This is a genomic window from Pseudonocardia sp. Ae150A_Ps1 (assembly GCF_001932315.1).
Taxonomy (GTDB): Bacteria; Actinomycetota; Actinomycetes; order Mycobacteriales; family Pseudonocardiaceae; genus Pseudonocardia.
Map to the genome: position 1 here is coordinate 513,236 of NZ_MCIJ01000001.1, position 25,624 is coordinate 538,859.

Sequence of the window (25,624 nt, forward strand, 5' to 3'; positions counted from 1 at the left end):
CGGACATCGTCGACGAAAGGGACACCGATGGTCGCCCAGGCCGAACGGGAGCTGGTGCAGGAGCAGCTCGAGGACCTCCGCAACACGTGCTCGGCGGGTGGCGGGAGCCTGCTGCCCGGCGAGGAGATCGTCAGCTACTACCCGCCCGAGATGGAGAGCCGCGCCGACGAGTTCGGGCTCGCCGGGACGAACGTCGACGGCACCCGGTGGGAGGTCGGCGACTGCGGGATCCGCTTCCCGCTGCACTCGATCTCGAAGGTCTTCACCTACGGTCTCGCGCTCGAGGACAACGGGCTGGACGAGACGTTGCGCCGGGTCGGCGTCGAGCCCTCCGGCGACCCGTTCAACTCGATCACCTTCGACCAGGTCCACCACCGGCCGTTCAACCCCATGATCAACGCGGGTGCCCTGGTCGCGGCGAACCTCGTCAAGGGGGCCACCAAGGAGGAGAAGGTCGAGCGGCTGCTGGAGCGCAACCGCGACTACACCGGGAACCCGGACCTGGTCGTCGACCAGAAGATCCTCGACGAGCAGCTGGTCTCCAACGACCGCAACCTCGGGCTGAGCTACCTGATGCGCAGCCTGGGCATGCTGCACGGCGACATCGACGACAACCTCTACGTCTACCTGGCGGCCTGCTCGATCGCGGTGACCGCCCCGGAGCTGTCGCTGATGGGGGCGACCCTCGCGAACGGCGGCCGCAACCCGGTGACCGGCCGGCGGGCGCTGCCGCGGGAGCACCTGCGCACGGTGGTGAGCGTGACGAGCATGTGCGGCATGTACGACGCCGCCGGCGAGTGGGCCCACGACGTCGGCATCCCGGCCAAGAGCGGCGTGTCCGGCGGCATCATGGGCGTGCTGCCGCGCTGGTTCGGTCTCGGCGTCTACTCGCCGGGCCTCGACCGGCACGGCAACTCGGTCCGCGGCGTCGCGGTCTGCCGGGAGCTCTCGCGGCGGTTCGGGCTGCACGTGTTCGCCGATCCGGCGGAGTCGCGGTTCGGCCGGGTCGCGCAGCCGGAGGGCTGACGGCTCGTGGGTGGTCGTCGCGGTTCCGGCCGCGACGACCACCCACGACCTAGAGCGAGGCGATCAGCCGGTCCACCCGCTCGTCGACGGCGCGGAACGGGTCCTTGCACAGCACGGTCCGCTGCGCCTGGTCGTTCAGCTTCAGGTGCACCCAGTCGACGGTGAAGTCCCGGCCGGCGGCCTGGGCGGCGGCGATGAAGTCGCCGCGCAGCTTCGCCCGGGTGGACTGCGGCGGGGTGTCCTTCGCGGCCTCGATCTCGCCGTCGTCGGTGACCCGGTCGACGAGGTCCTTGCGCTGCAGCATGTCGAACAGCCCGCGGCCGCGCCGGACGTCGTGGTAGGCCAGGTCGAGCTGGGCGATCCGGGCGCTGGACAGCTCCAGGTCGTGCTTCTCCCGGTACCGCTCGACGAGCCGGTGCTTGATCGCCCAGTCGATCTCGCGGTCGATGAGCGACAGGTTCTGCGACTCGACGGCGTCGAGGGTGCGCCCCCACAGCTCGACGACGCGCTCCATCACCTTGTCCTCGTGCCCGCGGCTCTGCAGGAACTCCACGGCCCGGGCGTGGTACTCGCGCTGGATGTCCAGCGCGCTCGCCTCGCGGCCGCCCGCCATGCGGACCGGGCGCCGCCCGGTGAGGTCGTGGCTGATCTCGCGGATCGCCCGGATCGGGTTGTCCAGGGTGAAGTCCCGGAACTGGACGCCGGCCTCGATCATCTCCAGCACGAGCGTGGCCGTCCCCACCTTCAGCAGGGTCGTCACCTCGGACATGTTCGAGTCGCCGACGATGACGTGCAGCCGTCGGTAGCGCTCGGCGTCGGCGTGCGGCTCGTCGCGGGTGTTGATGATCGGCCGGGACCGGGTGGTCGCCGAGGAGACGCCCTCCCAGATGTGCTCGGCCCGCTGGGACAGGCAGTACACCGCGCCGCGCGGGGTCTGCAGGACCTTGCCCGCGCCGCAGATCAGCTGGCGGGTGACCAGGAACGGGAGCAGCACGTCGACGATCCGGGAGAACTCGCCCTGCCGCGCGACGAGGTAGTTCTCGTGGCAGCCGTAGGAGTTGCCCGCCGAGTCGGTGTTGTTCTTGAACAGGTAGATGTCCCCGCCGATGCCCTCGTCGACGAGCCGGCGCTCGGCGTCGACGAGCAGGTCCTCGAGGATGCGCTCGCCCGCCTTGTCGTGGGCGACGAGCTGGGTCAGCGAGTCGCACTCGGCGGTGGCGTACTCGGGGTGGGATCCGACGTCGAGGTAGAGGCGGGCACCGTTGCGGAGGAAGACGTTGGAGGACCGGCCCCACGACACCACCCGCCGGAAGAGGTAGCGCGCCACCTCGTCCGGGGACAGCCGGCGCTGCCCGTGGAAGGTGCACGTGACACCGAACTCCGTCTCGACCCCGAAGATCCGACGCTGCATGGGGTTCAGGGTAGGCGTTGGACCCCCTCTACCGTCACGGTTGTGAGCGGATGGTTCGAGCGCGTCGCACGGCGGTCCCGACGAGTGGACGGGGGGATCGACACCGTCTCGCAGGTGGACCGGTCCATCACCGACTTCGTGGCGGGCAGGCCACCCAGCCGGGTGGACCGGACGCTGCGGCGGCTCACCCGGACGGCCGACCACAGCGTGCTCTGGTTCGCGATCGCGGGGATCCTCGCCGTCCGGCGGGGTGCCGGGCGCCAGGCGGCCATGCGGGGTGTCGCGTCGATCGTGCTGACCAGCCTCACCGCGAACGCGCTGCTGAAGCCGCTGCTGCCGCGCCGGCGTCCGGCCGCGGCGGAGCTGCCCGCGTTCCGGACGGTGGCCGACCCGCCGTCCTCGTCGTCGTTCCCGTCCGGGCACGCCGCCTCCGCGGCCGCGTTCGCGACGGCCGTGGTCATGGAGAACCGGCGGGCGGCGCCGGTCGTCGTGCCGCTGGCCGCGATCGTCGGCTGGTCGCGGGTGCACGTCGGCGTGCACTGGACCTCCGACGTGGTGGCCGGGGCCGCCGTCGGGACCGCGGTGGCACAGCTGACCCGCCGCTGGTGGCCGGTCCGCCCCAGCGACGAGGCCAGGGCGCGGCCGATCGACACCGTGCCGGAGCTGCCGCAGGGCGAGGGCCTGGTGATCGTGTCCAACCCGTTCTCCGGGCCGCCGGACCACGACGTGTCCGACGAGGTCCGGGAGCGTCTCCCGGCCGCGCACCATCTCGTCGTCGGCGACGGGATCAAGGTCGAGGACATGCTGGAGGACGCGATCGCGCAGCGCGGGCAGTGGGTGCGCGCGGTCGGCGTCGCGGGCGGCGACGGCACGGTGGCGACCGCGGCGTCGGTCGCGGACCGGCACGGGCTGCCGCTGGTCGTCGTCCCGGGCGGGACGCTCAACCACTTCGCCCGTGACGTCGGCGTCTACGACACCCAGGAGGCCGTCGACGCCACGCAGGCCGGTGAGGCCGTCGCCGTGGACCTGGCCCTGGTCGAGGCCCACCCCGGGCGGCTGGACGACCCGGAGGACATCTCCGTCACCCGGACCCGCTACTTCATCAACACGGCCTCGATCGGCTCCTACCCGGAGCTGGTGCGGCTGCGCGAGCAGTGGCAGCCGCGCTACGGCAAGTGGCCCGCCTTCGCCGCGGCCCTGATCACCGTGCTGCGGCGGTCCGAGAAGATCTCGGTGAAGATCGAAGACCGCTGGTACAAGGTCTGGTTCCTGTTCGTCGGCAACGGCCCGTACTACCCGCGCGGCGCGGTGCCGGCGTGGCGGCCGACGCTGGACTCCGGCCTGCTCGACGTCCGCTGGCTGCGCGCCGACGTGCGGTTCTCCCGGCTGCGCGTGGTGATCGCGCTGATCCTCGGCGCGCTCGGCCACAGCCGCGTCTACCACCAGCGTGAGGTGCCGCGGGTCGACGTCGAGCTCCTGGAGCCGAGCGTGCTCGCCACCGACGGTGAGGTCGTCGAGGAGGCCGGCCGGTACACGTTCCGGGTCGCCGAGCGCCCGATCCCGGTCTACCGCCGCGACGAGGAGCGCTGGACCGGCCGCGACCGGCCCTTCCAGGGATGAGCGCCGCCGGGGGCGGGCGCACCCTGCTGCGGTCGGTGCGCCCGCTCGCCGCGGACCGCACCGGGCTCGGGGAGCCGGTCGACGTGCTCGTGTCCGGGCACCGCGTCGCCGCGATCGGGCCCGGGCTCGATCCCGGCGGGGCGGAGGTCGTCGACGGCGACGGGCGCGCACTGCTGCCCGGCCTGTGGGACCACCACGTGCACATGGCGCAGTGGGCGCTGGCCCGCCGCCGGCTCGACGTCTCCGGCGCCCGGTCGGCCGCGGAGTGCGCCGCGCTCGTCGCGGAGCGCCTCGCGCAGGCCCCGCCCGCGCCGGGCGAGGCCCTGGTCGGGTTCGGGTTCCGGGACTCGCTGTGGCCGGACGAGGCGCACCGCGACCTGCTGGACCCGCTCGCGGGCGACGTCCCGGTCGTCCTGGTGTCGGGTGATCTGCACCAGGGCTGGCTGAACGGGCCGGCACTGGACCGGTTCGGGCACCACGGGCACCCGACCGGCCGGATCCGCGAGTCGGAGTTCTTCGCGGTCACGGTCGCGTTGCAGGACGTCCCCGACGAGACGCTCGACGGGTTCGTCGCCGACGCGGCGGCCGCCGCGTCGGCCCGGGGTGTCGTCGGGATCGTCGACTTCGAGGCACCGTGGTCGCTACCGGACTGGCGGCGCCGCATCGCCGCGGGCGCGACCGGGCTGCGGGTCGAGGCGTCGGTGTGGCCGGACCGGCTCGACGACCTCGTCGCGACCGGGCTGCGCACCGGCGACGCCGTCGACGGGTGCGACGGCCTGCTCACCGCCGGCCCGCTCAAGGTGATCACCGACGGATCGCTGAACACCCGCACCGCGTACTGCTACGACCCGTACCCGGCGCCGCCGGGCGCACTGATCGACAACCCGTGCGGGCTGCTGCTCGTCCCGCCGGACGAGCTCCGCCCGCTGCTGGCCCGGGCGCACGACGCCGGCCTGGAGGCCGCGCTGCACGCCATCGGCGACCACGCGAACACCCTGGTGCTGGACGCGTTCGCCGCCACCGGGGCGCGCGGGCGGATCGAGCACGCCCAGCTGCTCACCGGCGACGACGTGCCCCGCTTCGCCGCACTCGGCCTGGTGGCCAGCGTGCAGCCCGAGCACGCGCTGGACGACCGCGACGTCGCCGACCGGCTCTGGGCGGGCCGGACGGGGCGCGCGTTTGCGTTCGCGTCGCTGCACGGCACCGGGGCCCGGCTGGCGCTCGGCTCGGACGCCCCGGTGGCCCCGCTCGACCCGTGGGTCGCGCTCGCCGCGGCCGTGCACCGCTCCGCCGACGGCCGGGAGCGGTGGCACCCGGAGCAGGAGCTCGACCGGGCCGTCGCACTCGGCGCGTCGTTCGGCGTGGTCGGCGGCTCGACGGCCCGGGTCGCCGAGGGCGTCCGCGCCGACCTGGTGCTGACCGACGCCGATCCGGTCACCTGCGACCCGGCCGTCCTGCGCGCGATGCCGGTCGCGGGGACGCTCGTCGGCGGCCGGTGGACACACCGGGACGGCGTCTGAGGTGCGCCGTGGCGTGCGTGGCCCGACCGGCCCCGGCGTGCTGGAGGAGATCGCGCTGCCGGGCGGACCGCTGACCCTGCTGCGCCCGGCCGACCCGGACACCGTCGAGCCCGACGCCGTCGAGGTCGCCGAGGGCGTGGAGGAGCTGCACCCGGCGCACTGGGCCCACCTGTGGCCGTCCGGGCGGGCGCTGGCGCACGCGGTCGCCGCGGCGGGCCCGGCGCGGCTGGCCGGGCGCCGGGTGCTGGAGCTGGGCTGCGGGCTCGGGCTGCCGTCGCTGGCCGCGGCCCGCGCCGGTGCGGTGCCGGTGGTGGCGACCGACCGGTCCCCCGCCGCCGTCGGCTGGGTGGCGGCGAACGCCCGCCGGTCGGGGCTGGCGGTGGAGGCCGTGGTGGCCGCGTTCGACGCCGGCGACCCGCGGCTCGGGCAGCAGCGGTGGGACCTCGTGCTGGCCTCGGACGTGCTCTACGGTGTCGCCGCGGCGGACGCGCTGACCGCGCTGCTGCCGCGGGTGACGAGCCGCCGGGCGGCGGTGTGGCTGGCCGATCCCGGGCGCCCGGAGACCCCGCGCTGGCTGGAGGCCGCCCGCGGGACCTGGACGGTCCGCACCCGACCACTGCCGCACGGGGTGGACCTGCACGTGCTGCGCCGCAGGCCCTGAGCGGGCGCGCGCCGCTCCCGTCCGTCCGGGCAGGTTCGGCGGCGGCCCTCCGCCCCGGGTGGGATCATGATCGTTGCAACACGCACCGGGCGTACGGAAGGGGCTCGATCATCGCTCGCCTGCCACCGGCCGCGGCCTTCGAGGGGCTCGCCGTCACCTTCGCCGTGGTCATGCTCGGCGCCACGATGCCGACCCCGATGTACGCGCTCTACCAGCGCGAGCTCGGGTTCTCCCCGGTCGTCCAGACGGTGGTCTTCGCCGTGTACGCCCTCGGCGTGCTCGCCGCGCTGCTGCTCGCGGGCCGCTGGTCCGACCAGCTGGGGCGACGCCCGATGCTGCTCGCCGGCGTCGCGTTCTCCCTGGTCAGCAGCCTGGTCTTCCTGCTGGCCGGTCCGGTGTGGGTGCTCCTGGTGGGGCGGCTGCTGTCGGGCGTCTCGGCCGGGATCTTCGCCGGGGCCGCGACCGCAGCGGTGATCGAGGCCGCCCCGGAGTCGTGGCGGGACCGCGGGCCCGCGGTGGCGACCGCCGCGAACATCGGCGGGCTCGGCCTGGGCACGGCACTCGCGGGCGTCGCCGTCGAGTACCTGCCGGCACCGCTGCACCTGTCCTTCGCGGTGCACGCGGTCGTGGTGGCGCTGTGCGGGCTGCTGGTGCTCGCCGCGCCGGAGACGGTCCGGGACCGGCCCGCGCACCCGTCGCTGCGCCCGCAGACGGTGGAGGTCCCGCCCGCCGTCCGGGCGGTGTTCGCCCTGGCGGCGACGGCCGGGTTCGCCGGCTTCGCGGTGCTCGGCCTGTTCACCGCGCTCTCCCCGCGGATCGTCTCCGAGATCGTCGGCATCCCGAACCACGCCGTCGCGGGCGTGATGTCGTTCGTGCTGCTCGGGGCCTCGGTGGTCGCGCAGCTGCTCGTCCGCCACGCCGGCACCGACCGGATGCTCGACGCGGGCTGCGTGCTCCTGGTGGCCGGCGTCGGGCTGGTCGCGCTGTCGGTGGCGCGGGCGTCGATGACGGAGCTGCTCGCCGGCGCGGTGATCGCCGGCGCGGGGCAGGGCATGACGTTCTCCAAGGGCCTGGCCGCGGTGAACAGCCGGGTGGACGTGGCACGGCGGGCCGGGACGACGTCGTCGTACTTCCTGGTGCTCTACGTCGCGATCTCGCTGCCGGTCGTCGGGCTCGGCGCGGCGAGCCAGGCCTGGGGGCTGCGGACGGCCGGGATCGCCTTCTGCGGGCTCGTCGCGCTGCTCGCGGTGATCGCGCTCGGCGCGCTGCTCGTGCTGCAGCGACGGGAGGCACGGCCTCCCGCCACACCCTGACCCGGCTCAGGTCGCCAGGGCCCGCACGAGCACGACGACGGCCGACGCCGCCGACACGACCAGCACCACCCGGCGCAGCGTCCGGGCGCCCACCCGGCGCCCCAGCAGGTGCCCGGCGACCCAGCCCAGCCCGATCCCGGGCAGCAGCCACAGGCCGGCGAGCAGCGCGTCGCCCGCGCCCGCCCGCAGCGGCCCCGCCAGCACGGCGGCCAGTGCGACCAGGGCGATGGCCGTGCCCGTCACCGCGACCGTCGCCCGGGCGCGGCGGGGGTCGGTCCCGGCGAGCAGCAACGCGACCGGCGGGCCGGTGACCGCAGCCGTCGTGCCCAGCACCGCGGAACCGGCCCCGGCCGCGGCGCTCGCCGTGGGGCCCGCGTGCCGGGCCGCCGGGCCGCGGGCGGTCATCAGCACCGCGGCGAGGATGCCGCAGGCCCCCGCGACGGCGAGCGCCCGCGGGCTCAGCACCGCCAGCAGCCAGGCACCCGCGACGAGCCCCGGCACCGCCCCGGCCAGCGCCCACCGGGTGACCCGCGGATCGGCCCACCGGCGCCACCGCACCGCGACCCCCGCCGACAGCAGCAGGTTCACGATCATGGCCGGGACCGGTACCAGTCCCGGCCAGAGCAGCAGCGCCGTCGGGACGAGCAGGAGGTTCACCCCGAACCCGAGCAGGACCTGCACCGCCGTCCCGGCCGCCACGACGGCGGTCAGGACGGCGAGCGCCGTGGGGTCCGGTGGCATCAGCGGTAGCCGGTGACGTCCGCCGGCTTCCCCGCGTCCTGCACCTCGACGATGTAGCGCCAGGCGTCCGGGCGCGAGCCGTCGACGTCGTCGAGGCCGTACTCCCGGGCGAGCTCCCCGGAGGAGGTGGAGCGGCCGTTCCAGCGGTGCCGGTCGGGGTCCGCGGCGAGTGCGGCGATCCCGCGCCCGACGAGCCGCGGCGACTCGGAGATGGCGAAGTGCGGCTCGGCGGTGAGCGCGTCGCGCCAGGTGTCCTCGGTGACGCCGAAGAGCTCCAGCATCATCTCCGAGCGCAGCCAGCCGGGCGTGACAGCGACCGCCGTGCCGCCGTGCTCGCGCAGCTCGTGCGCCCAGGACCGGGCGAGCCGGATCGGGGCGATCTTCGCGAGGTCGTAGAAGGCGTTGAGCCGGTAGTTCTCGGCGTTGTACCCGTCGGTGCCGTCGGTGACCTCGACGACGAGCCCGCCGGGCGTCCGCGACAGCAGCCGCAGCGCGTGGTGCGCGGTGACCAGGTGGGTGTCGATCGCCAGCCGCAGCGTCCGGAGCCCGTTGGCCAGGTCGTGCTCCCAGACCGGGGTCTCCCACTCGACCATGAGCTCGCCGCCCCAGATGTCGTTGACGAGCACGTCGAGCCGGCCGTGCTCGCGCCCGATCCGGTCGACGAGCGAGGCGACGGCCTCGGAGTCGAGGTGGTCGGTGGGCACCGCGATCCCGGTGCCGCCGGCCGCGGTGACCAGGTCGGCGGTGTCCTCGATCGTCTCCGCGCGGTCGTACTCGGACCGCTGCTCGCGCGTGGTGCGCCCGGTGCAGTACACGGTCGCCCCGGCGGCGCCCAGCTCGACGGCGATCCCGCGCCCGGCCCCGCGCGTCGCCCCGGCGACCAGCGCCACCCGTCCCGTCAGGTCCATGTGCCCTCCTCATATGTGAACGTCTATTCGTTTATATACGATGGTGCCATGCCCCGCCGCAAGCAGGTCCCCGATTCCGACGTCCTCGACGTCGCCCTCGACGTGCTGCACGCCGGCGGCCCGCAGTCCCTGACGTTCGCCGCGCTCTCCGAGGCGAGCGGACTGGCCCCGGCGACGCTCGTCCAGCGGTTCGGGAGCAAGCCCGACCTGCTCAGCCGGGTGCTGCTGCACGCGTGGGACCGGCTCGAACGGCGCACCGACGAGCTCGGGGCCACCGTGGAGCGCACCCCGCGGGGCGCGGTCGCGTTCCTCGTCGGGCTCTCCGAGCAGTACGGCGGCATCGACAGCTACGCCGACGCCCTGCTGGTGCTGCGCGAGGACCTCCGCGACCCGCAGGCGCGCCGGCGGGGCACGGCGTGGCGGGCGTCCCTCGCCGGGGTCCTCGACGCGTGCCTGGACGGGCCGCCCGGCCTGGGCGACGCCGTCGCGACCTACTGGCAGGGCACCCTGACGTGGTGGGGTTTCGACCCGCGCGAGCCGGTCACCACGCACGTCGAGCGGGAGCTGACCCGCTTCCTCACGACGGTCGGTCCTCCGGCAGGTTCTGCACGTGCCGGAACCCGAACCGGCCCTTGATGCACAGGTGGCCGTGGGTCACCGAGTGGTCGGCCGGACTCGTCACGTTCACGATCTCGCCGCGCTGGACGTGCAGCTCCAGGTTGCAGCCGACCCCGCAAAACGAGCAGATCGTCGTCGTGACGGACTCCTCGTCGGGATGCCAGTCGCCCGCCTCGCGCCGGTCGTGCTCGGCCACCGAGACCAGCGCGCCCGTCGGGCAGACGCCGATGCAGTTCCCGCAGTAGACGCAGGCGGAGTCGGGCAGCTCGACGTCGTGCTCGGTGGCGATGCGGGCGTCGAACCCGCGACCGGCGGCGGCGATCGCGAAGGTGAACTGGGCGTCGGTGCCGCAGGCGTTGACGCACTTGTAGCACATGATGCAGCGGGAGTAGTCCCGCACGTAGAGATCGTTGTCGATCTTGACGGGCTGCTCGACGGTCGCCCGGGTGCGCCCGTCCGGGGCGTGGTGGTGCCCCGGATGGCGGCGGTCCCCACCTCCATGCCGTCCTCGCACCGCCGGGCGCACGACGGCACCAGGGTGCGGGAGCCCTCGACCTCGACGACACACACCCGGCAGGCGTTGATCGGGTCCATGTTGGGCGCCCAGCACAGCGTCGGGGTGTCGGCCTGCTCGGCCGTGCCCTCGGAGTGCAGCGCCTCCAGGATCGTCGAGCCCTCCGGGACCCGGACCTCCGTGCCGTCCAGCGAGAGCCCGACGGTGCGCCGGATCAGGCCGAGCATCACGGGGCCGCCGGACAGGCGCTCGGCCGGGCCCGGCGCGGCCCCGGCCGGGTCGGCGACGGTGACGCCGACCGCCCCGGCCCCGTTGGTCCGGCCCAGGGCGCCGACCCCCTCGCCCGCGCCCGGGCCGTCGCCCGGGGTCTCCGAGCCGTTCGCGCCCGTGTCGGCCTCGGGGGCGCCGTCGACCTGCCCGGGGGCCGGTGCCCGCGAGCCGCCGCCGGGGCCGGCCGGGCCCTTGCCGCTGGTCGTCGTCATCGGTGCTCCCTCGCCGCTGCGGATGGTCGGGTGGCCGGGCCGATCACCGGGTGCCCCCGTGGCCGTTCGTCGACGAGCGGTCGCACGGGGGTGCCGCGATCAGCCCGAGGTCGATCGCGGACGTCACCGCGGACGGCGCCGTCTGTCCCAGCCCGCAGATCGACGCGTCCCGCATCACCCGGGCCAGGTCGTCGAGCAGCGCGATCTCGGTCTCCCGCGAGCCGATCGGCGCGTTCCGCTCCAGGCGGGCGAGCGCCTCCTCCTGGCGGACCGTCCCGACCCGGCAGGGCACGCACTGCCCGCACGACTCGTCGCGGAAGAACGCGGCGATCCGCCGCAGGGTGCCGGTCAGGTCGGCGTCCTCGTCGAACACCAGGACGACGCCCGAGCCCAGGGTGGCGCCGATGTCGCGGGCACCCTCCAGGGTGAGCACGACGTCCAGGTCGCCGGGCAGCACGAAGCCGCCGGCCGCGCCGCCGAGCAGCACCGTCCGCAGCGACCCGCGGGCACCGCCCGCGAGGTCGAGCAGCTGCCGCAGGGTGGTCCCGAAGTCCACCTCGTACACCCCGGGCGTGCCGACCGCGCCGGAGACGCAGAAGAGCTTCGACCCGGTAGACCGGCCGCCGCCGACCCCGGCGAACGCCTGCCCGCCAATGTCGAGGACCTCCAGCACGTTGTAGAGCGTCTCGACGTTGTTGATCGCCGTCGGCTTGCCGAACAGGCCGACGGAGGCCGGGAACGGCGGTTTGTTGCGCGGCTCCCCCCGGTAGCCCTCGATCGACTCCAGCAGCGCGGTCTCCTCGCCGCAGATGTAGGCGCCCGCGCCGCGCCGCAGGTCGATGTCGAACGCGAAGCCCTCGCCCATGACGTCGTCGCCGAGCAGGCCGCGGGCCCGGGCGGCGGCGATCGCGTCCTGCAGCCGGCGGGTCGCCAGCGGGTACTCGCCGCGGATGTAGAGGTGCCCGACGGTCGCGCCGGTCACGTACCCGGCGATGGTCATGGCCTCGACCAGGCCGAACGGGTCGCCCTCCATCAGCACCCGGTCCTTGAAGGTGCCCGGCTCCGACTCGTCGGCGTTGCAGACGAGGTGGTGCGGACGTTCCGGCGCCTGCGCGACGCCCTCCCACTTCACGCCGGTGGGGAACGCCGCGCCGCCGCGCCCGGTCAGCGAGGAGTCCTTCAGCTCGGCGATCACCCGGGTCGGGCCGAGGTCGACGGCTCGGCGCAGCGCCGCGTAGCCGCCGCGGGAGCGGTAGTCGTCGAGCGAGGACGGGTCGACGACGCCGACCCGGCGCAGCAGCCGCAGGTGCGCACCGGTGCGGGTCTGGGGCGCGCTCACCGTCGCGTCGGCGAAGGCCCGGTCCGCGGCCGAGGCCTGCTCCCCGGACGGGTCGGCGGGCGCGGAGGCGGCCTCCAGGACCGACGACGGGGTCGCCGGGGCCTGGGACAGGTCCGGTTCGCCCGCCCGCTGGTGCAGCACCGCGGGTGCCCGCTCGCACAGCCCGAGGCAGGGGCTGCGGACCCAGCAGGCGGCCGGCGCGCCGTCCGACCCGGAGCCCGTGCCCTCCGGCCCCAGCGCCGGCCCGAGCGCGGCCGCGATCTCCTCGCCGCCCGCCGGGCCGCACGCGACGTCGTCGCAGACGTGCACGACCCGCGGGGCGCGGGGCTCGACGGAGAACATCGCGTAGAACGTCGCGACGCCGTACACCTCGGCGGGCGGGACCTGCAGCGTGCGCGCCACGTGGTTGAGGGCGCCCTCGGACAGCCAGCCCTCGGCGTCGTGCACGGCGTGCAGCAGCGGCAGGAGCAGGTGCCGGTGCGAGCGGGCGGCGTGCCCGGCGTGCCGGGACCAGGTGGCCCGGTCACCCGCCGTCAGCTCGGCCGCGGACGGCGCGAGCAGCGCGAACGCGGCGTCGACCGCCTCACGCTCGCCCGTGCTCGGTTCCGCCGACGACAGGTGCAGGTCCATCCACTACTCCCCCGCGACCGGCAGCGACCCGGTCACCTTCTCGATCCGCACGGCGGTGGCCTTGAACTCCGAGGTCCCCGACTTGGGGTCCCATGCGTCGTTGGTCAGGACGTTGACGTCGACCTCCTCGCTGAAGTGCGGCGTGAACGACGCCAGTCCCGGCCGCAGCGACGGGTCGAGCGCCACCGGCGCCTCCACCGCCCCGCGACGGCTCGACACCCGGACCCGCTCGCCGTCGGCGATCCCGAGCCGCTCGGCGTCTGCCGCGTCCATCCGCAGCGACTCCCGCCGTCGCAGCGGCGAGGCGTAGCCCCCGGTCTGGACGCCGGAGTTGTAGGCGTCGAGCAGGCGGACCGTCGTGAGGCGGATCGGGAACTCCTCGGACAGCTCGTCGACCGGTGCGACGTGCTCCACCGGCGTGAACGGCGCCGGGGTGCCGCACTCGGCCGGGTCGTCGGCCCACAGCCGGGCGTGCATCAGCGGGGTGCCCGGGTGGTCCTCCGCCGGGCACGGCCACTGGATGCCGCCGAGCGCGTCGAGCCGCGGGTAGCTCATGCCGTGGTGCCAGTTCAGCGACACCGAGCGCAGCTCGTCCCACACCTGCTCGGCCGTCGGCTCGCCCCAGTCGTGGCCGAGGCGGTCGGCGATGCCGCAGATGATGTGGGTGTCGGGGCGGGCGAGCCCGGGCGGGTCCAGCGCCTTGCGGACCCGCTGCACGCGCCGCTCGGAGTTGGTGACGGTGCCCTCGTACTCGCACCAGTCGGCCGCCGCGGGCAGGACGACGTCGGCGAGCTCGGCCGTCGCGGTCCGGAAGATGTCCTGGACGACGAGATGGTCCAGGTCCTCCAGCAGGTGCCGCGCGTGCAGGGCGTTGGCCTCCGACTCGGCCGGGTTCTCACCGATGCAGTAGAGCGCCGACAGCTCACGGCGCTCCATCGCCTCGAACATCTCCGAGAGGTGCATGCCCTTGACCGGCGGGATCGGCTTCCCGCCGTAGACGGCCTGGAACCGGGCGCGCGCCTCGTCGTCGCCCACGTCGTAGCCGCCGGGCAGCTTCGCCGGGATGGAGCCCATGTCCCCGCCGCCCTGGACGTTGTTCTGCCCGCGCAGCGGGACCAGCCCGGAGCCGTACCGGCCGACGTGCCCGGTGAGCAGCGCCAGGTTGATCAGCGCGAACACGTAGTCCGCGGCGTTGTGGTGCTCGGTGATCCCGAGCGTCCAGCAGATCTGGGCACGGTCGGCGCGGGCGTAGGCGTGCGCCAGCTCCCGGATCGACGCCGCGGGCACCCCGGTGATCTCCTCGGCGCGCTCGAGGGTGTACGGCTCGACCGACGCCCGGTAGTCGTCGAAACCGCTGGTGGAGCGCTCGACGAAGGACCGGTTCACCAGACCGGCGTGGATGATCTCCCGCCCGACCGCGTTCGCGAGCGCGATGTCGGTGCCCACGTCGAGCCCGAGCCAGGAGTCGGCCCAGTGCGCGGTGGAGGTGTGCCGCGGGTCCACCGAGTACATCCGGGCCCCGTTGCGGATCCCCTGGAGCACGTGGTGGAAGAAGATCGGGTGCGTCTCGCGGGCGTTACTGCCCCACAGGACGAGGAGGTCGGCGTGTTCCGCTTCGACGTACGCGGAGGTGCCGCCGCCGGCACCGAAGACCGCCGTCAGACCGACGACGCTGGGAGCGTGTCAAGTGCGGTTGCAGCTGTCGACGTTGTTGCTGCCCATCACCGCCCGGGCGAACTTCTGGGCGGTGTAGTTCATCTCGTTGGTCGCCTTCGAGCAGCTGAACATGCCGAAGCGGTCGCCCGGCACGTCCCGGAACCCGGCCGCGGCGCGGTCGAGGGCCTCCTCCCAGGAGGCGGGGCGCAGGACGCCGCCGTCGCGGACCAGTGGCTTGGTGAGACGGACGTGGCGCGGGCGGAAGCCGCGGCGGTCGCCGCCGCGCGGACGGGTGGTGCGGGTCATCGTCGACCTCCGGGTGGTGAGTCCGGTACCTGCACACCGTAGCAATCGGGAGATCGACGTCACAGGGCTCTGTCACACGTGTTGCAGGTCCCGCCGGCTCCGCTCAGCGGGTTCGGGTGACCTCGTCGCCCGTGACCAGGGGGAACCACGGCGGCAGGACACCGGCGGGCGCCACCGTGTCCCCGGACGCGACGACCGGGCCGGGCAGCCCGCCCGCCGTCGCCGCCCGTGCGGTGCGGGCGCGGCCGCCGTCGTGGAGGCGGACGGCCGGCTGCGGGCGGGCGAGCGCGGCGGCGTACTCGGCCGGCGTGTTGACGTTGGTCAGCGAGTCCAGCCGCGGGTCGAGCCGGGCCAGCACGGGATCCGACCGCAACGTCTCCTCGGCGATCCGGCGCACCCGGACCCGCTCGAACAGCGACGGTGGCCGCCCCTCGCCGGCCGCGGTCAGCTCGGCGACCAGCCCGGCGAGCCCGGTGCGGTAGGCGGCCGCGAGCGGCTGGTGGTGGCCGTGCGCCACCGGCAGGGCGACGTCGTGCCCGGCCAGCAGGTCGAGCACCCGCGCGGCGAAGCCGGGGTGCAGCAGGGGCAGGTCGGTGGAGGCGACGAAGGCGCGCTCCGCCCGCCCGGCGACGGCGGCCAGGCCGACTCCGATCGCCGGCAGCGGCCCGAGGCCCGGCTCCGGGTCGTCGTACACCTCGACACCGGTGGGGAGCTCCGGCAGCTCCTGCCCGGCAGCCCGGACGACGACGACCGGCCCGTCCACCGCCCGGCCCAGGACGGCGACGGTGCGGGTCAGCAACGGGGCGCCGTGCCAGTCCAGCGCGGCCTTCGCCGCGCCCATCCGTGCGGACAGCCCGCCGGCCGGCACGATCCCGGCGGCCGGGCGCCGTCCGCCGTACCCGCGTGTCCCGCCCCCGACCACGCGGGCGATCCTACGGCCGGGCTCCTACCCTGGTGGTCCGGCCGTTCGTCGCGGCCGGAGGAGGGGGTCGAGATGGGACGGTTGACGGTCCGCCGCCCGGTACTGCGGCTGAACGCGGACGGCAGTACCCGGTCCCGCCCGGACACCCTGGTGGCCGAGGAACCGCTGGAGCTGCGGGTGGGCGGGTCCGCGCTGTCGGTCACGATGCGCACCCCCGGCCACGACGTCGAGCTGGCGCACGGCTTCCTGCTCACCGAGGGCGTCATCGGGTCGGGCGCCGACCTGTACGCCGCCCGGTACTGCGACTCGGTCGACGACCAGGGCCGCAACACCTACAACGTGCTCGACGTCGACCTCGCGCCCGGGGTCGAACCGCCGGACACCTCGCTCGAACGGAACTTCTACACGACGTCGTCGTGCGGGGTGTGCGGCAAGGCGTCGCTCGACGCGGTGCGGCTCAAGACCCGGCACTCCCCCGCCGGTGACCCGCTGCGGATCCGCCGCGAGGTGCTGCTGGCGCTGCCCGACCGGCTGCGCGAGCGGCAGAAGGTGTTCGGCTCCACCGGCGGCCTGCACGCGGCCGCCCTGTTCGACGCCGACGGCGAGCTGCTGGTCGCACGCGAGGACGTCGGCAGGCACAACACCGTCGACAAGGTGCTGGGCCGGATGCTGATGGACGGCGGCATCCCGGCCGCCGGGACCGTGCTGATGGTCTCGGGGCGGGCGTCGTTCGAGCTGGTGCAGAAGGCCGTCATGGCCGGGGTCCCGGCGCTGGCGGCGGTGTCGGCGCCGTCGTCGCTGGCGGTGGAGCTGGCCGACGAGTCGGGGATGACGCTGGTCGGGTTCCTGCGCGGGGAGACCGGCAACGTCTACACCGGCGCGGAGCGGATCGAGGTCTGAGCCGCCCCGCGCGGGGCTCAGCGGTGGGCGGACTCCCAGGCGCGGGCCTGGCGGTCGGCGAACCGGGCGAGCCGCCCGGCGCCACGGCCCTCGGGCCGGGCCACCCACCCGACCGCGGCGACCACCAGTGCGCAGCCCGCGGCCTGCCACACCGTCAGCGTCTCGCCGAGGACCAGCATCCCGAGCAGCACCGACAGCACCGGGTGCACCAGCAGCAGCGCGCCCGCCGTGCCGGGGGCGAGACCGGCCGAGCCGCGCCCGATCAGCACCCACGCGAGCACCTGGCCCGACAGCGCCATCACGATCAGCCAGGCCCAGGTGTGCGCGGGCATCGCGATCGCGATGCCGTCACCGAGCATGCCGACCGTCCCGCAGGTCACTCCCGCACCGACAGTGGCCAGCGCGACGGGGGTGACCAGGTGGCGGGGCCGCCGCCGGGACGCCGACCGGTTCAGGTGCAGGAACCCGGCGTAGGCGATCCCCGCCAGGGTGCCCAGCACCGCGCCCCGGACCGGCTCGGGTCCACCCGCCCCGGCGCCGAGCGCACCCCCGGCGAGGGCGATCCCGCCGAGCAGGACGGGAGCGGCGAGCACCAGCCGCCGCGGGACGCGCTCGCCCGCGACGATCCAGGCGATCAGCGGCAGGGCGACGACCTGGACGTTGAGCACGACGTTCGCCACACCGGCCCCGGCGTCGAGCACCGCACGGGTCCAGAGCAGGAAGTCGGCGCCGAGGAACACCCCCGACAACAGCGACCAGCCGGCCACGCCGAGCGGAACCCCGCCGAAGCGGCGGCGCTCGGCCAGTGCCCACGGCGCCAGCACGACCAGCGCCAGCACGCACCGCCAGAACGACGCCGTCGCCGGATCGGCACCGGCGAGCGCGACGAGGATGCCGGTCCAGGCGAGGACCGACGCCCCCGCGAGGAGGAGCAGGGCGGAGTGCGGATCGGTCGCGGTACGTGCGGTCACGGGTCCACGGTCCCCGCCGGGACCGCGAAGATCCAATGAATGTTCCTGCGCTGTACCGCTAAGCTGTGCTGCGTGATCGCGTGGGAGAGGCTGCGGGTGTTCGCCGCCGTCGCCGAGCACGGGTCGGTCGGTGCCGCCGCGGCCGCGCTCCACATCACCGGCCCGGCCGTGACCCAGCAGCTGCGCAAGCTCGAACGCGAGACCGGGACCCGGGTGGTCGAGCCCGACGGGCGTGGCATCCGACTCACCGCGGCCGGGCACGTCCTGGCCGGGCACGCACGCAGCGTCGCCGCCGCCGTCGCCGACGCGGAGCGCGACCTCGCCGGCCTGCACGACGACGTCGCCGGTCCGCTGCGGATCGGGTCCGTCGCCAGCGCCCTGCGGGTCCTGCTCCCCGAGGTGCTGCGCTCGCTCGTCGCCGAACACCCGCGGCTCGTCCCGACCGTCACCGACGGCGAGGTCGTCGACCTGCTGCCCGCGCTGCGGTCCCGGGACCTCGACGCCGTGCTGCTGGAGAGCTGGACGCAGCGCCCGGTCACGCTGCCCGCCGGTGTGCGGGTCACGACGCTGGTCACCGAGCCGGTGCTGCTCGCCGTCCCCGAGGGGCGGCCGGTCACCGACCGCGACCCGGTGCCGCTGCGCGGGCTCGGGGGTGAGGTGTGGGCGTCGAGCCCGGTCGGCACGGAGCCCTACGAGGCGTTGCTGCAGATGCTGCGGGCGGCCGGGATCGAGCCGGACGTGCGGTACCTCTTCGCCGACTTCGCCACCCAGCTCGCGCTCGTCCGGGCCGGCCTGGCGGTGGCGCTGGTCCCGGCGATGGCGGTGGCCGGGGCGCCGGGTCCCCGCCTCCGGCCGGGAACGGGCGACGAGCACCCGGGAACCGGGGACGAACAGCAGGGAACCGAGGACGAGCTGCCGGGAACCGAGGACGGGCGGCCGGCAACCGGGGACGGGCGGCCGGGCGCCGGGGACGGGCAGCCGGGCGCCGGGGACGGGCGTACCGGCGGCGCGGACGAGCAGTCCGCACCGGGTACCGGCCGGGGTGCCGCGACGGCGGCCGGGTATCCCGGGATCCGGTTCCGGCCCTGCCGTCCCGCGGTGGGCCGGTCACTGGTCCTGGCGACCCGCGAGGCGGACTCCGGCCTGCCGGCCGTGCAGGCCCTCGCGGGCGTCCTGCGGGCCGCCGCCGGCCGCGCGGTGGCGGCGGACCCGGTACCGGGCTGAGCGGCCCGCCCCGGCACCGGCCGGGGCGGGCCGGTCGCTCAGGCCAGCAGCTCCCGCACCTTCGGGATCACCTGCGTGCCGTAGAGCTCGACGGCCTTCATGCGCGCCGACACCGGCTGCGGGCCCACGGTGTAGATCAGGTCGAAGCGCTGCGCCCCGACCGCCCGGACCGACTCGGCGATCCGGCGGGCCACCGTCTCCGGCGACCCGACGTGCAGGGCGCCCTGCTCGACGTCCGCCTCGAACCGGGCACGCGACAGCGGCGGCCAGCCGCGCAGGGCGCCGATCCGGTCCATCTGCGCCTTGTACGGGGCGAAGAAGACCTCCTTCGCCTCCTCGTCGGTGTCGGCGACGAACCCGGGCGCGTGCATGCCGACCGACTTCGCGGCGTGCCCGAACTGCTCGACGGCACGCTTGTAGAGGTCGACGTAGGGCGCGAACCGGGCGGGCTGCCCGCCGATGATGGCGAGCATCAGGCCCAGGTCGTGCCGCGCGGTGCGGACCACCGACTCCGGCGACCCGCCGACGCCGACCCACACCGGGATCCGCCGGCCGGCGGTCGGGAAGACCTCGGCGCCGTCCAGCCCGGCCCGGGTGCTGCCCTCCCAGGTCACCGGCTTCTCGTCGAGGAGCTTCACGAACAGGTCGAGCTTCTCCTCGAACAGCTGCTCGTAGTCGTTCATCGAGTACCCGAACAGCGGGAACGACTCGGTGAACGACCCACGCCCGACGATCACCTCGGCCCGGCCGTCGGACAGCGCGTCGAGCGTCGCGAAGCGCTGGTAGACCCGCACCGGGTCGTCCGAGCTGAGCACGGTGACCCCGGACGAGAGCCGGATCCGCGACGTCCGGCCGGCGATCCCGGCCAGCACCGTCTCCGGTGTCGAGATCGAGTACTCCGGCCGGTGGTGCTCCCCCAGCGCGACGACGTCGACACCGGCTCCGTCGGCCAGCACCACCTCGTCGACGACCTGCCGGATGGCCCGCGGATGGGTCAGCAGCACGCCGTCGTCGCCGGTGGGCACGTCTCCGAAGGTGTCCATCCCGAACACGAACTCAGTCATACCGCCCCCAACCTCGTTGACCGTTCAATCATTCCACGGTCCCCGGTGGGTGCGGTCGGGGGGGGCTCGCCGCCGCGGGTCAGCGCTCGCGGGCGTGCAGGTGCCGCAGCAGGTTCGCGGCGAACCGGTCCCCGGTGGCGTCCATCGTCGCCCGCATCGTCCGGGTCACCACCGGGGCTGCCAGCCGGGACAGCGGGAGGTCGACGTCGAGGGTCAGCGAGATCTCGAGGTGCGTGGCGGGGCTGCCGTCGGCATCGGGTTCGGCGTCGGCCAGCGCGTAGTGGCCCTCCGCCCCCGCCCACTCGGTGACGCCGGCGGGCGGGCTGTGCGTGAACTCGATCCGCTTGCCCTCGGTGAAGGTCATGCGCTCGGTGAAGACCGGCTTGATGCCGACGCCGAGGACCGCCAGCTGGACCATGTGCCAGCGCCAGTGCTCGCCCAGGTCGTCGATCCGGCTGAGCAGCGGCGTCAGCCGCGGCAGCATCACCGGATCGGTCAGCACCCGCCACACCGCCGTCCGGTCGGCGGTGACGACCGCCTCGGACTCGGTCCGGGCGGAGAACCGGGTCAGGAGCCGCCGCCCTCGCCCAGGGCGCCCCCGGCGGCCGGCGCGTCGTCGCCACCGGCGACCTCCGGCTCCGGCTCGGCGGTGCCGCGGTTCGTCGCCGGGAGCAGCTCGGTGAGCGCCGCACCCTCGATCCGGCGGAACGTGCGCCGCGGCCGGGTCCGGTCCAGCACCGCGACCTCGAGCGCCTCGGCGCCGAGCACCCGGGGCTGGGAGCCGGCACCGTTGCCCGCGGAGGCCGGGTCCGCACCGGGCACCTGCAGGCCGCCGAGCGCCACGCCGATCGCGGCGTCGAGCTCCAGCCCGTGCTCGTAGGTCTCGCCGAGCTTGGTCGAGATCGGCTCGGTCTGGCCGCCCATGACGACGAACCGCGGCTCGTCGGTGATGGAGCCGTCGTAGGTGATGCGGTAGAGCTGGTCACCGCCGGACTCGGCACCGACCTCGGCCACGCACAGCTCGATCTCGAACGGCTTCTGCTGCTCGACGAACGCCGTACCGAGCGCCTGCGCGTAGGCGTTGGCCAGCATCCGGCCGCTGACGTCACGCCGGTCGTAGGTGAACCCGCGGAAGTCGGCCATCCGGATCCCACCGGTGCGCAGGTTCTCGAACTCGTTGTACCGGCCGACCGCCGCGAAACCGATCTTGTCGTAGATCTCGGAGACCTTGTGCAACGCCGTCGAGCGGTTCTCGGCGACGAACAGGACGCCGCCGGCGTAGGTCAGCACCACGACACTGCGGCCGCGGGAGATGCCCTTGCGGGCGAGTTCCGACCGGTCGCGCAGCAGCTGGTCGACGGAGGAGTAGAACGGCATCGTCATGGGGAGACGCTCCAGGCTCGTGCTCGTGCGGGAGGGGTCGGATCAGCGGGACGGGCCACCCGGGCGCTCCACACGCCCGGCGATCACCCGCTCGACGACGGAGGCGATCTCGCTCTCCTCGCGGCGGGCGGCGCCGTCGGCGGTGATGCCCACGACCACGGGGTAGATGCGGCGGACGGTGTCCGGGCCGCCGGTGGCGGTGTCGTCGTCCGCGGCGTCGTACAGCGCCTCGATCGCGGTCCGCACCGCGCCGTCGAGGTCGGCCGCGGGATCGTAGAGCTTCTTCAGCGACGACTTCGCGAACACCGAGCCGGACCCGACGGCGTGGAAGCCCAGGTTCTCGTCGTACCGGCCACCGGTGGGGTCGAACGTGACGATCCGCCCGGCCCGGGCCGGGTCGTCGACGGTGGGGTCGAACCCGGCGAACAGCGGGACGACGACGAAGCCCTGCATCGCCGCGCCCAGGTTCTGCCGGATCATCCCGGCGAGCTTGTTGGCCTTGCCGTCGAGCGAGAGCGGGACGCCCTCGAGCTTCTCGTAGTGCTCCAGGTCGACGCCGAACAGGCGGACCATCTCGAGCGCGATCCCGGCGGAGCCCGCGATGCCGACGGCCGAGTGGTGGTCGGTGACGAACACCTTCTCGATGTCGCGCTGGGCGATCACGTTGCCCGCGGTCGCGCGCCGGTCACCGGCGATGACGACACCGCCGGAGAACGTGAGCGCGACGATCGTGGTGCCGTGCGGCACGCCGAGGGCGTCGGCGGCGCTCCCGCCCGGTGCCGACACCGGCTGCGGGGTGACACCCGCGCCGGGCATCAGGTGCGGTGCGGTGGCCCCGACGAACTCGGAGAACGACTGCGACCCGGTGAGGAAGGTGCCGAGCTGACCCGTGTGGTGCCCGGGCACCAGCCCGGGGGTGACCGACGGCCGGAACTCCATCTGCTTCGACGTGCCTCTCGTTCGAACTACTGCGCCGGGGGTCCCGCCCGGACGGCGGCCGTTCCGGCACGGCCGGGCCCGCATCTGCGGACCCGGCCGGGACGGTACTGCTCTCGCTGGTGAGGCTGCGGTGGTGCCCGTCAGGCGGTCACTCGCCGCCCTTCTGGACGTAGGACCGGACGAAGTCCTCCGCGTTCTCCTCCAGCACGTCGTCGATCTCGTCGAGGATGGTGTCGACGTCCTCGCCGAGCTTCTCGCGGCGCTCCTGACCCGATCCGGACTCGTTCTCACCGGACTCGTCGTCGCCGTCGCCACCGCCCTGGCGCTTGGTCTGCTCCTGCGACATGACGTCTCCTCCTCGCGCTGTGCCTCGCGGCAACCCCTGATCCGCACCCACCGCACGCTCAGGCCGTGCGCCGGAGGTGGATCCGGTCCCCCCTCCACCCTACCGACCGGCACCGACAAAATCGCCTGCTCCGATCTGGCGTGTGACCGTTCCCCTCCCGGTGGGGAGGTCAGTTCGCGGTCAGCTTGTCCACCAGCTCCTCGGCACTGGACACCGCCTCGAACAGCTCGCCGACGTGCTTGCGGGTCCCCCGCAGCGGCTCCAGCGTCGGGATCCGGACCAGCGACTCCCGGCCCAGGTCGAAGATGACCGAGTCCCAGGACGCCGCTGCGACCTCCACCGGGTAGCGGCTCATGCAGGACCCCCGGAAGTAGGCGCGGGTGTCCTCCGGCGGCTCCGTCATCGCCGCCAGTACCTGCTCCTCGGTGACGACGCGGCGCATCGAACCGCGGGTGACGAGCCGGTTGTAGAGCCCCTTGGCCAGCCGGACGTCGGAGTACTGGAGGTCCACCATGCCGAGCCGGCCGGACGCCCACGACAGGCCGTCGCGCTCACGGTAGGCCTCGAGCAGCTTGAGCTTCGCCGTCCAGTCCAGGCGGTCCGCGGTGAGCATCGGGTCGCGGGCCAGGTCGGCGAGCACCGACTCCCACTCCTCGACGACCTCCCTGGTGTCGGGGTCCCAGTCGGACCGCTGGTTGCCGGCCGTCTCCTCCAGGTACGCGACCGCGCGGGTCAGGTACTCCTGCTGCAGCTGCAGCGCGGTCAGGTGTCTGCCGTCGGCGAGCGGCACGGTGACATGCAGGGTCGGGTCGTGGCTGATGCGGGCCACCGACTTCACCGGCTCTGCCAGCCGGAGGTCCTCGAACGACCGGCCGTGCTCGATCATGTCCAGCACCAGCGCGGTGGTGCCGACCTTGAGCAGCGTCGCGATCTCCGACAGGTTCGCGTCACCGATGATGACGTGCAGCCTGCGGTACTTGTCGGCGTCGGCGTGCGGCTCGTCGCGGGTGTTGATGATGCCGCGCTTGAGCGTGGTCTCCAGGCCGACCTCGACCTCGATGTAGTCCGAGCGCTGCGCGATCTGGTAGCCGGGCTCGTCGCCCTGCTGACCCAGCCCGACCCGGCCGGCCCCGCAGACGATCTGCCGGGACACGAAGAACGGCGTCAGGCCGGTCACGATCGACGGGAACGTCGTGGTGCGGGCCATCAGGTAGTTCTCGTGCGAGCCGTAGCTCGCGCCCTTGCCGTCGACGTTGTTCTTGTAGAGCTGCATCCGCGGCGCACCCGGCACGGTGGCGGCCCGGTTCGCGGCCTCCAGCATGATCCGCTCGCCTGCCTTGTCCCAGACCACGACGTCGCGCGGGGTCAGCACCTCGGGCGTGGAGAACTCGGGGTGCGCGTGGTCGACGTAGAACCGGGCGCCGTTGGTGAGGATGACGTTCGCGGCGCCGAGGTCGTCCAGATCGGTGTCCATCTGCGGGGCCAGCGACGGCGCGGACAGGTCGAACCCGCGCGCGTCGCGCAGCGGCGACTCGACCTCGTAGTCCCAGCGGGCCCGGCGGTTGCGCGGGACGTCCGCCGCCGCGGCGTAGGCGAGCACGACCTGCGTGGAGGTGACGACCGGGTTCGCGGTGGGGTCCCCGGGCACGGCGATGCCGTACTCGACCTCGGTGCCCATGATCCGGCGGGCCGTCACGTCCGGGCCCCTGCGCAAGACTGCATCCACCGAGCCTAACCTCAGCCGCCCTGCTCGCACCCCCGCCGCGCGGCGGCGTCGGCCACTGTCCGATCATCTGCGGGCGTGACGGATCCCGCCCGCGAACGCCTCACCGTCTTCGACGCGGCAGGCACGCCGACCGGCGCCGCCGAGCGCGGCGAGGTCTACGCCCGCTCCCTGTGGCACGCCACGACCGCGATCGCCCTGCGCAGCACCGACGGCGAGCACCTCTACGTGCACCGCCGGACCGACACCAAGCTGGTCATGGCCGGACTCTGGGACTGCTGGGCCGGCGGCGTGCTGGACGAGGGCGAGGCTCCCGACGACTGCGCCGCCCGTGAGCTCGCCGAGGAGCTGGGTGTGACGGGCGTCGCGCTCGAGAAGCTCTTCGTCCTCCCGTTCGACGCCGCCGCGCTCGGCGTCGACACGGGCCCCGGCTCGGGCCCGCACGGGCTGCGCGCCCACGTGCACGCCTACCAGGCGTACTGGGACGGCCCGGTGGTCCACCAGCCGTCCGAGGTGGCCGAGGGCGGCTGGTGGAGCTTCGGCGAGCTCCGCGCCCGCCTCGGCACCCCGGACTACCCGTGGGTGCCCGACGGCCTCTGGATCACCCGGCGCTGGCTCGCCGGAGACGTCGACTAGGGTTCCCGGCCAGCGCGTTTACCAATGGGTAACATATGTCACCCACTCCGGTACCTGGATCGGTTAACAACCGGCGGGTCGCGTGACGACACGACGGGGAGGGTCCAGCGTGGGGCCCTCCCGACGCCCCCACCACGTACATGCACTCAGGAGTTCCCATGGTCAGCATCTCGGTCTCGGCCCGCTCCCTCGCCGCCGCCCGGCTGATCGACCCGGAGGTCAACACCGCCGCGGTGGAGGCCGCCCTCGCCGCCGAGCGCCAGGAGAAGCGCGACGCCGGCCGCCCCGCGACCCGCCGCGAGCACACCGCCCGCCGCGAGCCCGGCGCCGGCGCCGCCTGAACCCCGCGCCTCCCCGGATCGGACCTCCCCGGATCCGCCCTCTGGGATCCGGCCTCCCGGAGGACGCGGGGCACGCAGTGCACGGGGCACCCCCTCCCTGCCCCGGGGCGCACCCCGTGACCGCGTGCCGCACCCCGTGACCGCGCGCCGCACCCCACGCAACGGGTGCTCCGAGCCGCGACGGGGTGCGCCGAGCCGGAGCCGGGTGCGCAGAGCCGGATGCTCCGAGCCGCGACCGGGTGCGCCGAGCCCGAGCCGGGTGCGCAGAGCCGCATGCTCCGAGCCGCGTGCTCCGAGCCCGAGCCGGGTGCGCCGAGCCGCAGCCGGGCGCGCAGAGCCGGGTGCTCCGAGCCGCGACCGGGTGCGGAGAGCCCGGGCCGGGTGCGGCAGGCCCGGCCACGGCGCCGAATCCGGTTCCCGACAGCCGCTC

Annotated in this window: 24 protein-coding genes and 1 pseudogene; 10 read left to right on the plus strand and 15 right to left on the minus strand. The window is 74.6% G+C overall.

Annotated elements, in window-relative coordinates; genetic code table 11:
• Positions 1-27 precede the first annotated feature (27 nt).
• Positions 28-1,026, plus strand: a complete 999-nt coding sequence (gene glsA, locus Ae150APs1_RS02260) for a glutaminase A (protein WP_075295441.1) — start codon at positions 28-30, stop codon at positions 1,024-1,026.
• A 49-nt stretch (positions 1,027-1,075) separates the two neighbouring features.
• Here the strand turns inward: glsA and pafA are convergent, their stop codons facing one another.
• Complete coding sequence (gene pafA / locus Ae150APs1_RS02265) at positions 1,076-2,437, minus strand: Pup--protein ligase (RefSeq protein WP_075295444.1); 1,362 nt, start codon at positions 2,435-2,437, stop codon at positions 1,076-1,078.
• A gap of 42 nt (positions 2,438-2,479) precedes the next feature.
• On the opposite strand from pafA, the gene Ae150APs1_RS02270 reads away from it, so the two are divergent.
• From Ae150APs1_RS02270 to Ae150APs1_RS02285, 4 genes are all read left to right on the plus strand, one after another.
• Positions 2,480-4,057 carry a phosphatase PAP2 family protein gene (locus Ae150APs1_RS02270; RefSeq protein WP_249266179.1) on the plus strand — a complete coding sequence of 526 codons (1,578 nt, stop codon included), beginning with the start codon at positions 2,480-2,482 and terminating at the stop codon, positions 4,055-4,057.
• Positions 4,054-5,577, plus strand: coding sequence for an amidohydrolase family protein (locus tag Ae150APs1_RS02275; RefSeq protein ID WP_075295450.1), 1,524 nt, complete (start codon positions 4,054-4,056; stop codon positions 5,575-5,577). The genes Ae150APs1_RS02270 and Ae150APs1_RS02275 overlap by 4 nt, the downstream gene beginning before the upstream one ends.
• Before the next feature lie 13 nt (positions 5,578-5,590).
• A complete protein-coding gene (locus Ae150APs1_RS02280) occupies positions 5,591-6,238 on the plus strand; it encodes a methyltransferase domain-containing protein (RefSeq protein WP_075295452.1) in 648 nt (215 codons plus the stop codon).
• A gap of 119 nt (positions 6,239-6,357) precedes the next feature.
• Positions 6,358-7,551 carry an MFS transporter gene (locus Ae150APs1_RS02285; RefSeq protein WP_283160264.1) on the plus strand — a complete coding sequence of 398 codons (1,194 nt, stop codon included), beginning with the start codon at positions 6,358-6,360 and terminating at the stop codon, positions 7,549-7,551.
• 6 nt (positions 7,552-7,557) lie between these two features.
• On the opposite strand, the gene Ae150APs1_RS02290 is transcribed toward Ae150APs1_RS02285, so the two are convergent.
• Positions 7,558-8,292, minus strand: coding sequence for a TSUP family transporter (locus tag Ae150APs1_RS02290; RefSeq protein ID WP_075295454.1), 735 nt, complete (start codon positions 8,290-8,292; stop codon positions 7,558-7,560).
• A complete protein-coding gene (locus Ae150APs1_RS02295) occupies positions 8,292-9,200 on the minus strand; it encodes an SDR family oxidoreductase (RefSeq protein WP_075295456.1) in 909 nt (302 codons plus the stop codon). The genes Ae150APs1_RS02290 and Ae150APs1_RS02295 overlap by 1 nt, the downstream gene beginning before the upstream one ends.
• A 48-nt stretch (positions 9,201-9,248) precedes the next feature.
• On the opposite strand from Ae150APs1_RS02295, the gene Ae150APs1_RS02300 reads away from it, so the two are divergent.
• A complete protein-coding gene (locus Ae150APs1_RS02300; RefSeq protein ID WP_060575935.1) occupies positions 9,249-9,836 on the plus strand; it encodes a TetR family transcriptional regulator in 588 nt (195 codons plus the stop codon).
• On the opposite strand, the gene Ae150APs1_RS02305 is transcribed toward Ae150APs1_RS02300, so the two are convergent.
• The 5 genes and pseudogenes from Ae150APs1_RS02305 to Ae150APs1_RS02320 form a co-directional block, all read right to left on the minus strand.
• Positions 9,778-10,332 (minus strand): 4Fe-4S binding protein, encoded by a 555-nt coding sequence (locus Ae150APs1_RS02305; RefSeq protein ID WP_249266181.1) that lies wholly within the window; start codon positions 10,330-10,332, stop codon positions 9,778-9,780. The two genes, Ae150APs1_RS02300 and Ae150APs1_RS02305, sit on opposite strands and share 59 nt — an antisense overlap.
• 32 nt (positions 10,333-10,364) lie before the next feature.
• Positions 10,365-10,814: pseudogene (locus tag Ae150APs1_RS34500) on the minus strand (2Fe-2S iron-sulfur cluster-binding protein); the annotation flags it as partial.
• Between the two features lie 43 nt (positions 10,815-10,857).
• On the minus strand, positions 10,858-12,783 hold the full coding sequence (locus Ae150APs1_RS02310) for an NAD(P)H-dependent oxidoreductase subunit E (protein WP_075295458.1): 1,926 nt from the start codon (positions 12,781-12,783) through the stop codon (positions 10,858-10,860).
• Positions 12,784-12,786: 3 nt separating this feature from the next.
• Entirely contained in the window at positions 12,787-14,745 is a 1,959-nt protein-coding gene (locus Ae150APs1_RS02315; RefSeq protein WP_083679883.1) for a molybdopterin-dependent oxidoreductase, read from the minus strand.
• Positions 14,746-14,848: 103 nt separating this feature from the next.
• Positions 14,849-15,667 (minus strand): molybdenum cofactor guanylyltransferase, encoded by an 819-nt coding sequence (locus Ae150APs1_RS02320; RefSeq protein ID WP_212567147.1) that lies wholly within the window; start codon positions 15,665-15,667, stop codon positions 14,849-14,851.
• Between the two features lie 72 nt (positions 15,668-15,739).
• Here Ae150APs1_RS02320 and fdhD point away from each other — a divergent pair, with 72 nt between their 5' ends.
• Positions 15,740-16,567 (plus strand): formate dehydrogenase accessory sulfurtransferase FdhD, encoded by an 828-nt coding sequence (fdhD, locus tag Ae150APs1_RS02325; protein ID WP_075295460.1) that lies wholly within the window; start codon positions 15,740-15,742, stop codon positions 16,565-16,567.
• 17 nt (positions 16,568-16,584) lie between these two features.
• On the opposite strand, the gene Ae150APs1_RS30900 is transcribed toward fdhD, so the two are convergent.
• A complete protein-coding gene (locus tag Ae150APs1_RS30900; RefSeq protein ID WP_010236114.1) occupies positions 16,585-17,538 on the minus strand; it encodes a DMT family transporter in 954 nt (317 codons plus the stop codon).
• A gap of 72 nt (positions 17,539-17,610) precedes the next feature.
• On the opposite strand from Ae150APs1_RS30900, the gene Ae150APs1_RS02335 reads away from it, so the two are divergent.
• Entirely contained in the window at positions 17,611-18,762 is a 1,152-nt protein-coding gene (locus Ae150APs1_RS02335) for a LysR substrate-binding domain-containing protein (RefSeq protein ID WP_075295462.1), read from the plus strand.
• 38 nt (positions 18,763-18,800) lie between these two features.
• Here Ae150APs1_RS02335 and Ae150APs1_RS02340 read toward each other — a convergent pair whose 3' ends face one another.
• The 6 genes from Ae150APs1_RS02340 to dop form a co-directional block, all read right to left on the minus strand.
• Entirely contained in the window at positions 18,801-19,826 is a 1,026-nt protein-coding gene (locus tag Ae150APs1_RS02340) for an LLM class flavin-dependent oxidoreductase (RefSeq protein ID WP_075295464.1), read from the minus strand.
• Between the two features lie 79 nt (positions 19,827-19,905).
• The gene (locus tag Ae150APs1_RS02345) at positions 19,906-20,328 is read right to left on the minus strand and encodes a hypothetical protein (protein WP_139316782.1); all 423 of its coding nucleotides are present in this window, start codon (positions 20,326-20,328) and stop codon (positions 19,906-19,908) included.
• Positions 20,329-20,393: 65 nt separating this feature from the next.
• A complete protein-coding gene (gene prcA, locus Ae150APs1_RS02350) occupies positions 20,394-21,209 on the minus strand; it encodes a proteasome subunit alpha (protein ID WP_075295466.1) in 816 nt (271 codons plus the stop codon).
• Positions 21,210-21,251: 42 nt separating this feature from the next.
• Positions 21,252-22,148 carry a proteasome subunit beta gene (prcB, locus tag Ae150APs1_RS02355; protein ID WP_083679886.1) on the minus strand — a complete coding sequence of 299 codons (897 nt, stop codon included), beginning with the start codon at positions 22,146-22,148 and terminating at the stop codon, positions 21,252-21,254.
• 148 nt (positions 22,149-22,296) lie between these two features.
• A complete protein-coding gene (locus tag Ae150APs1_RS02360) occupies positions 22,297-22,494 on the minus strand; it encodes a ubiquitin-like protein Pup (RefSeq protein WP_010228454.1) in 198 nt (65 codons plus the stop codon).
• Between the two features lie 169 nt (positions 22,495-22,663).
• Positions 22,664-24,172, minus strand: a complete 1,509-nt coding sequence (dop, locus tag Ae150APs1_RS02365) for a depupylase/deamidase Dop (RefSeq protein ID WP_075301589.1) — start codon at positions 24,170-24,172, stop codon at positions 22,664-22,666.
• 123 nt (positions 24,173-24,295) lie between these two features.
• Between dop and Ae150APs1_RS02370 the strand changes: the two genes are divergently transcribed.
• Positions 24,296-24,853 (plus strand): NUDIX domain-containing protein, encoded by a 558-nt coding sequence (locus Ae150APs1_RS02370; RefSeq protein WP_060575929.1) that lies wholly within the window; start codon positions 24,296-24,298, stop codon positions 24,851-24,853.
• A 158-nt stretch (positions 24,854-25,011) separates the two neighbouring features.
• Entirely contained in the window at positions 25,012-25,194 is a 183-nt protein-coding gene (locus tag Ae150APs1_RS02375; RefSeq protein ID WP_075295468.1) for a hypothetical protein, read from the plus strand.
• The last annotated feature ends 430 nt before the right edge of the window (positions 25,195-25,624 follow it).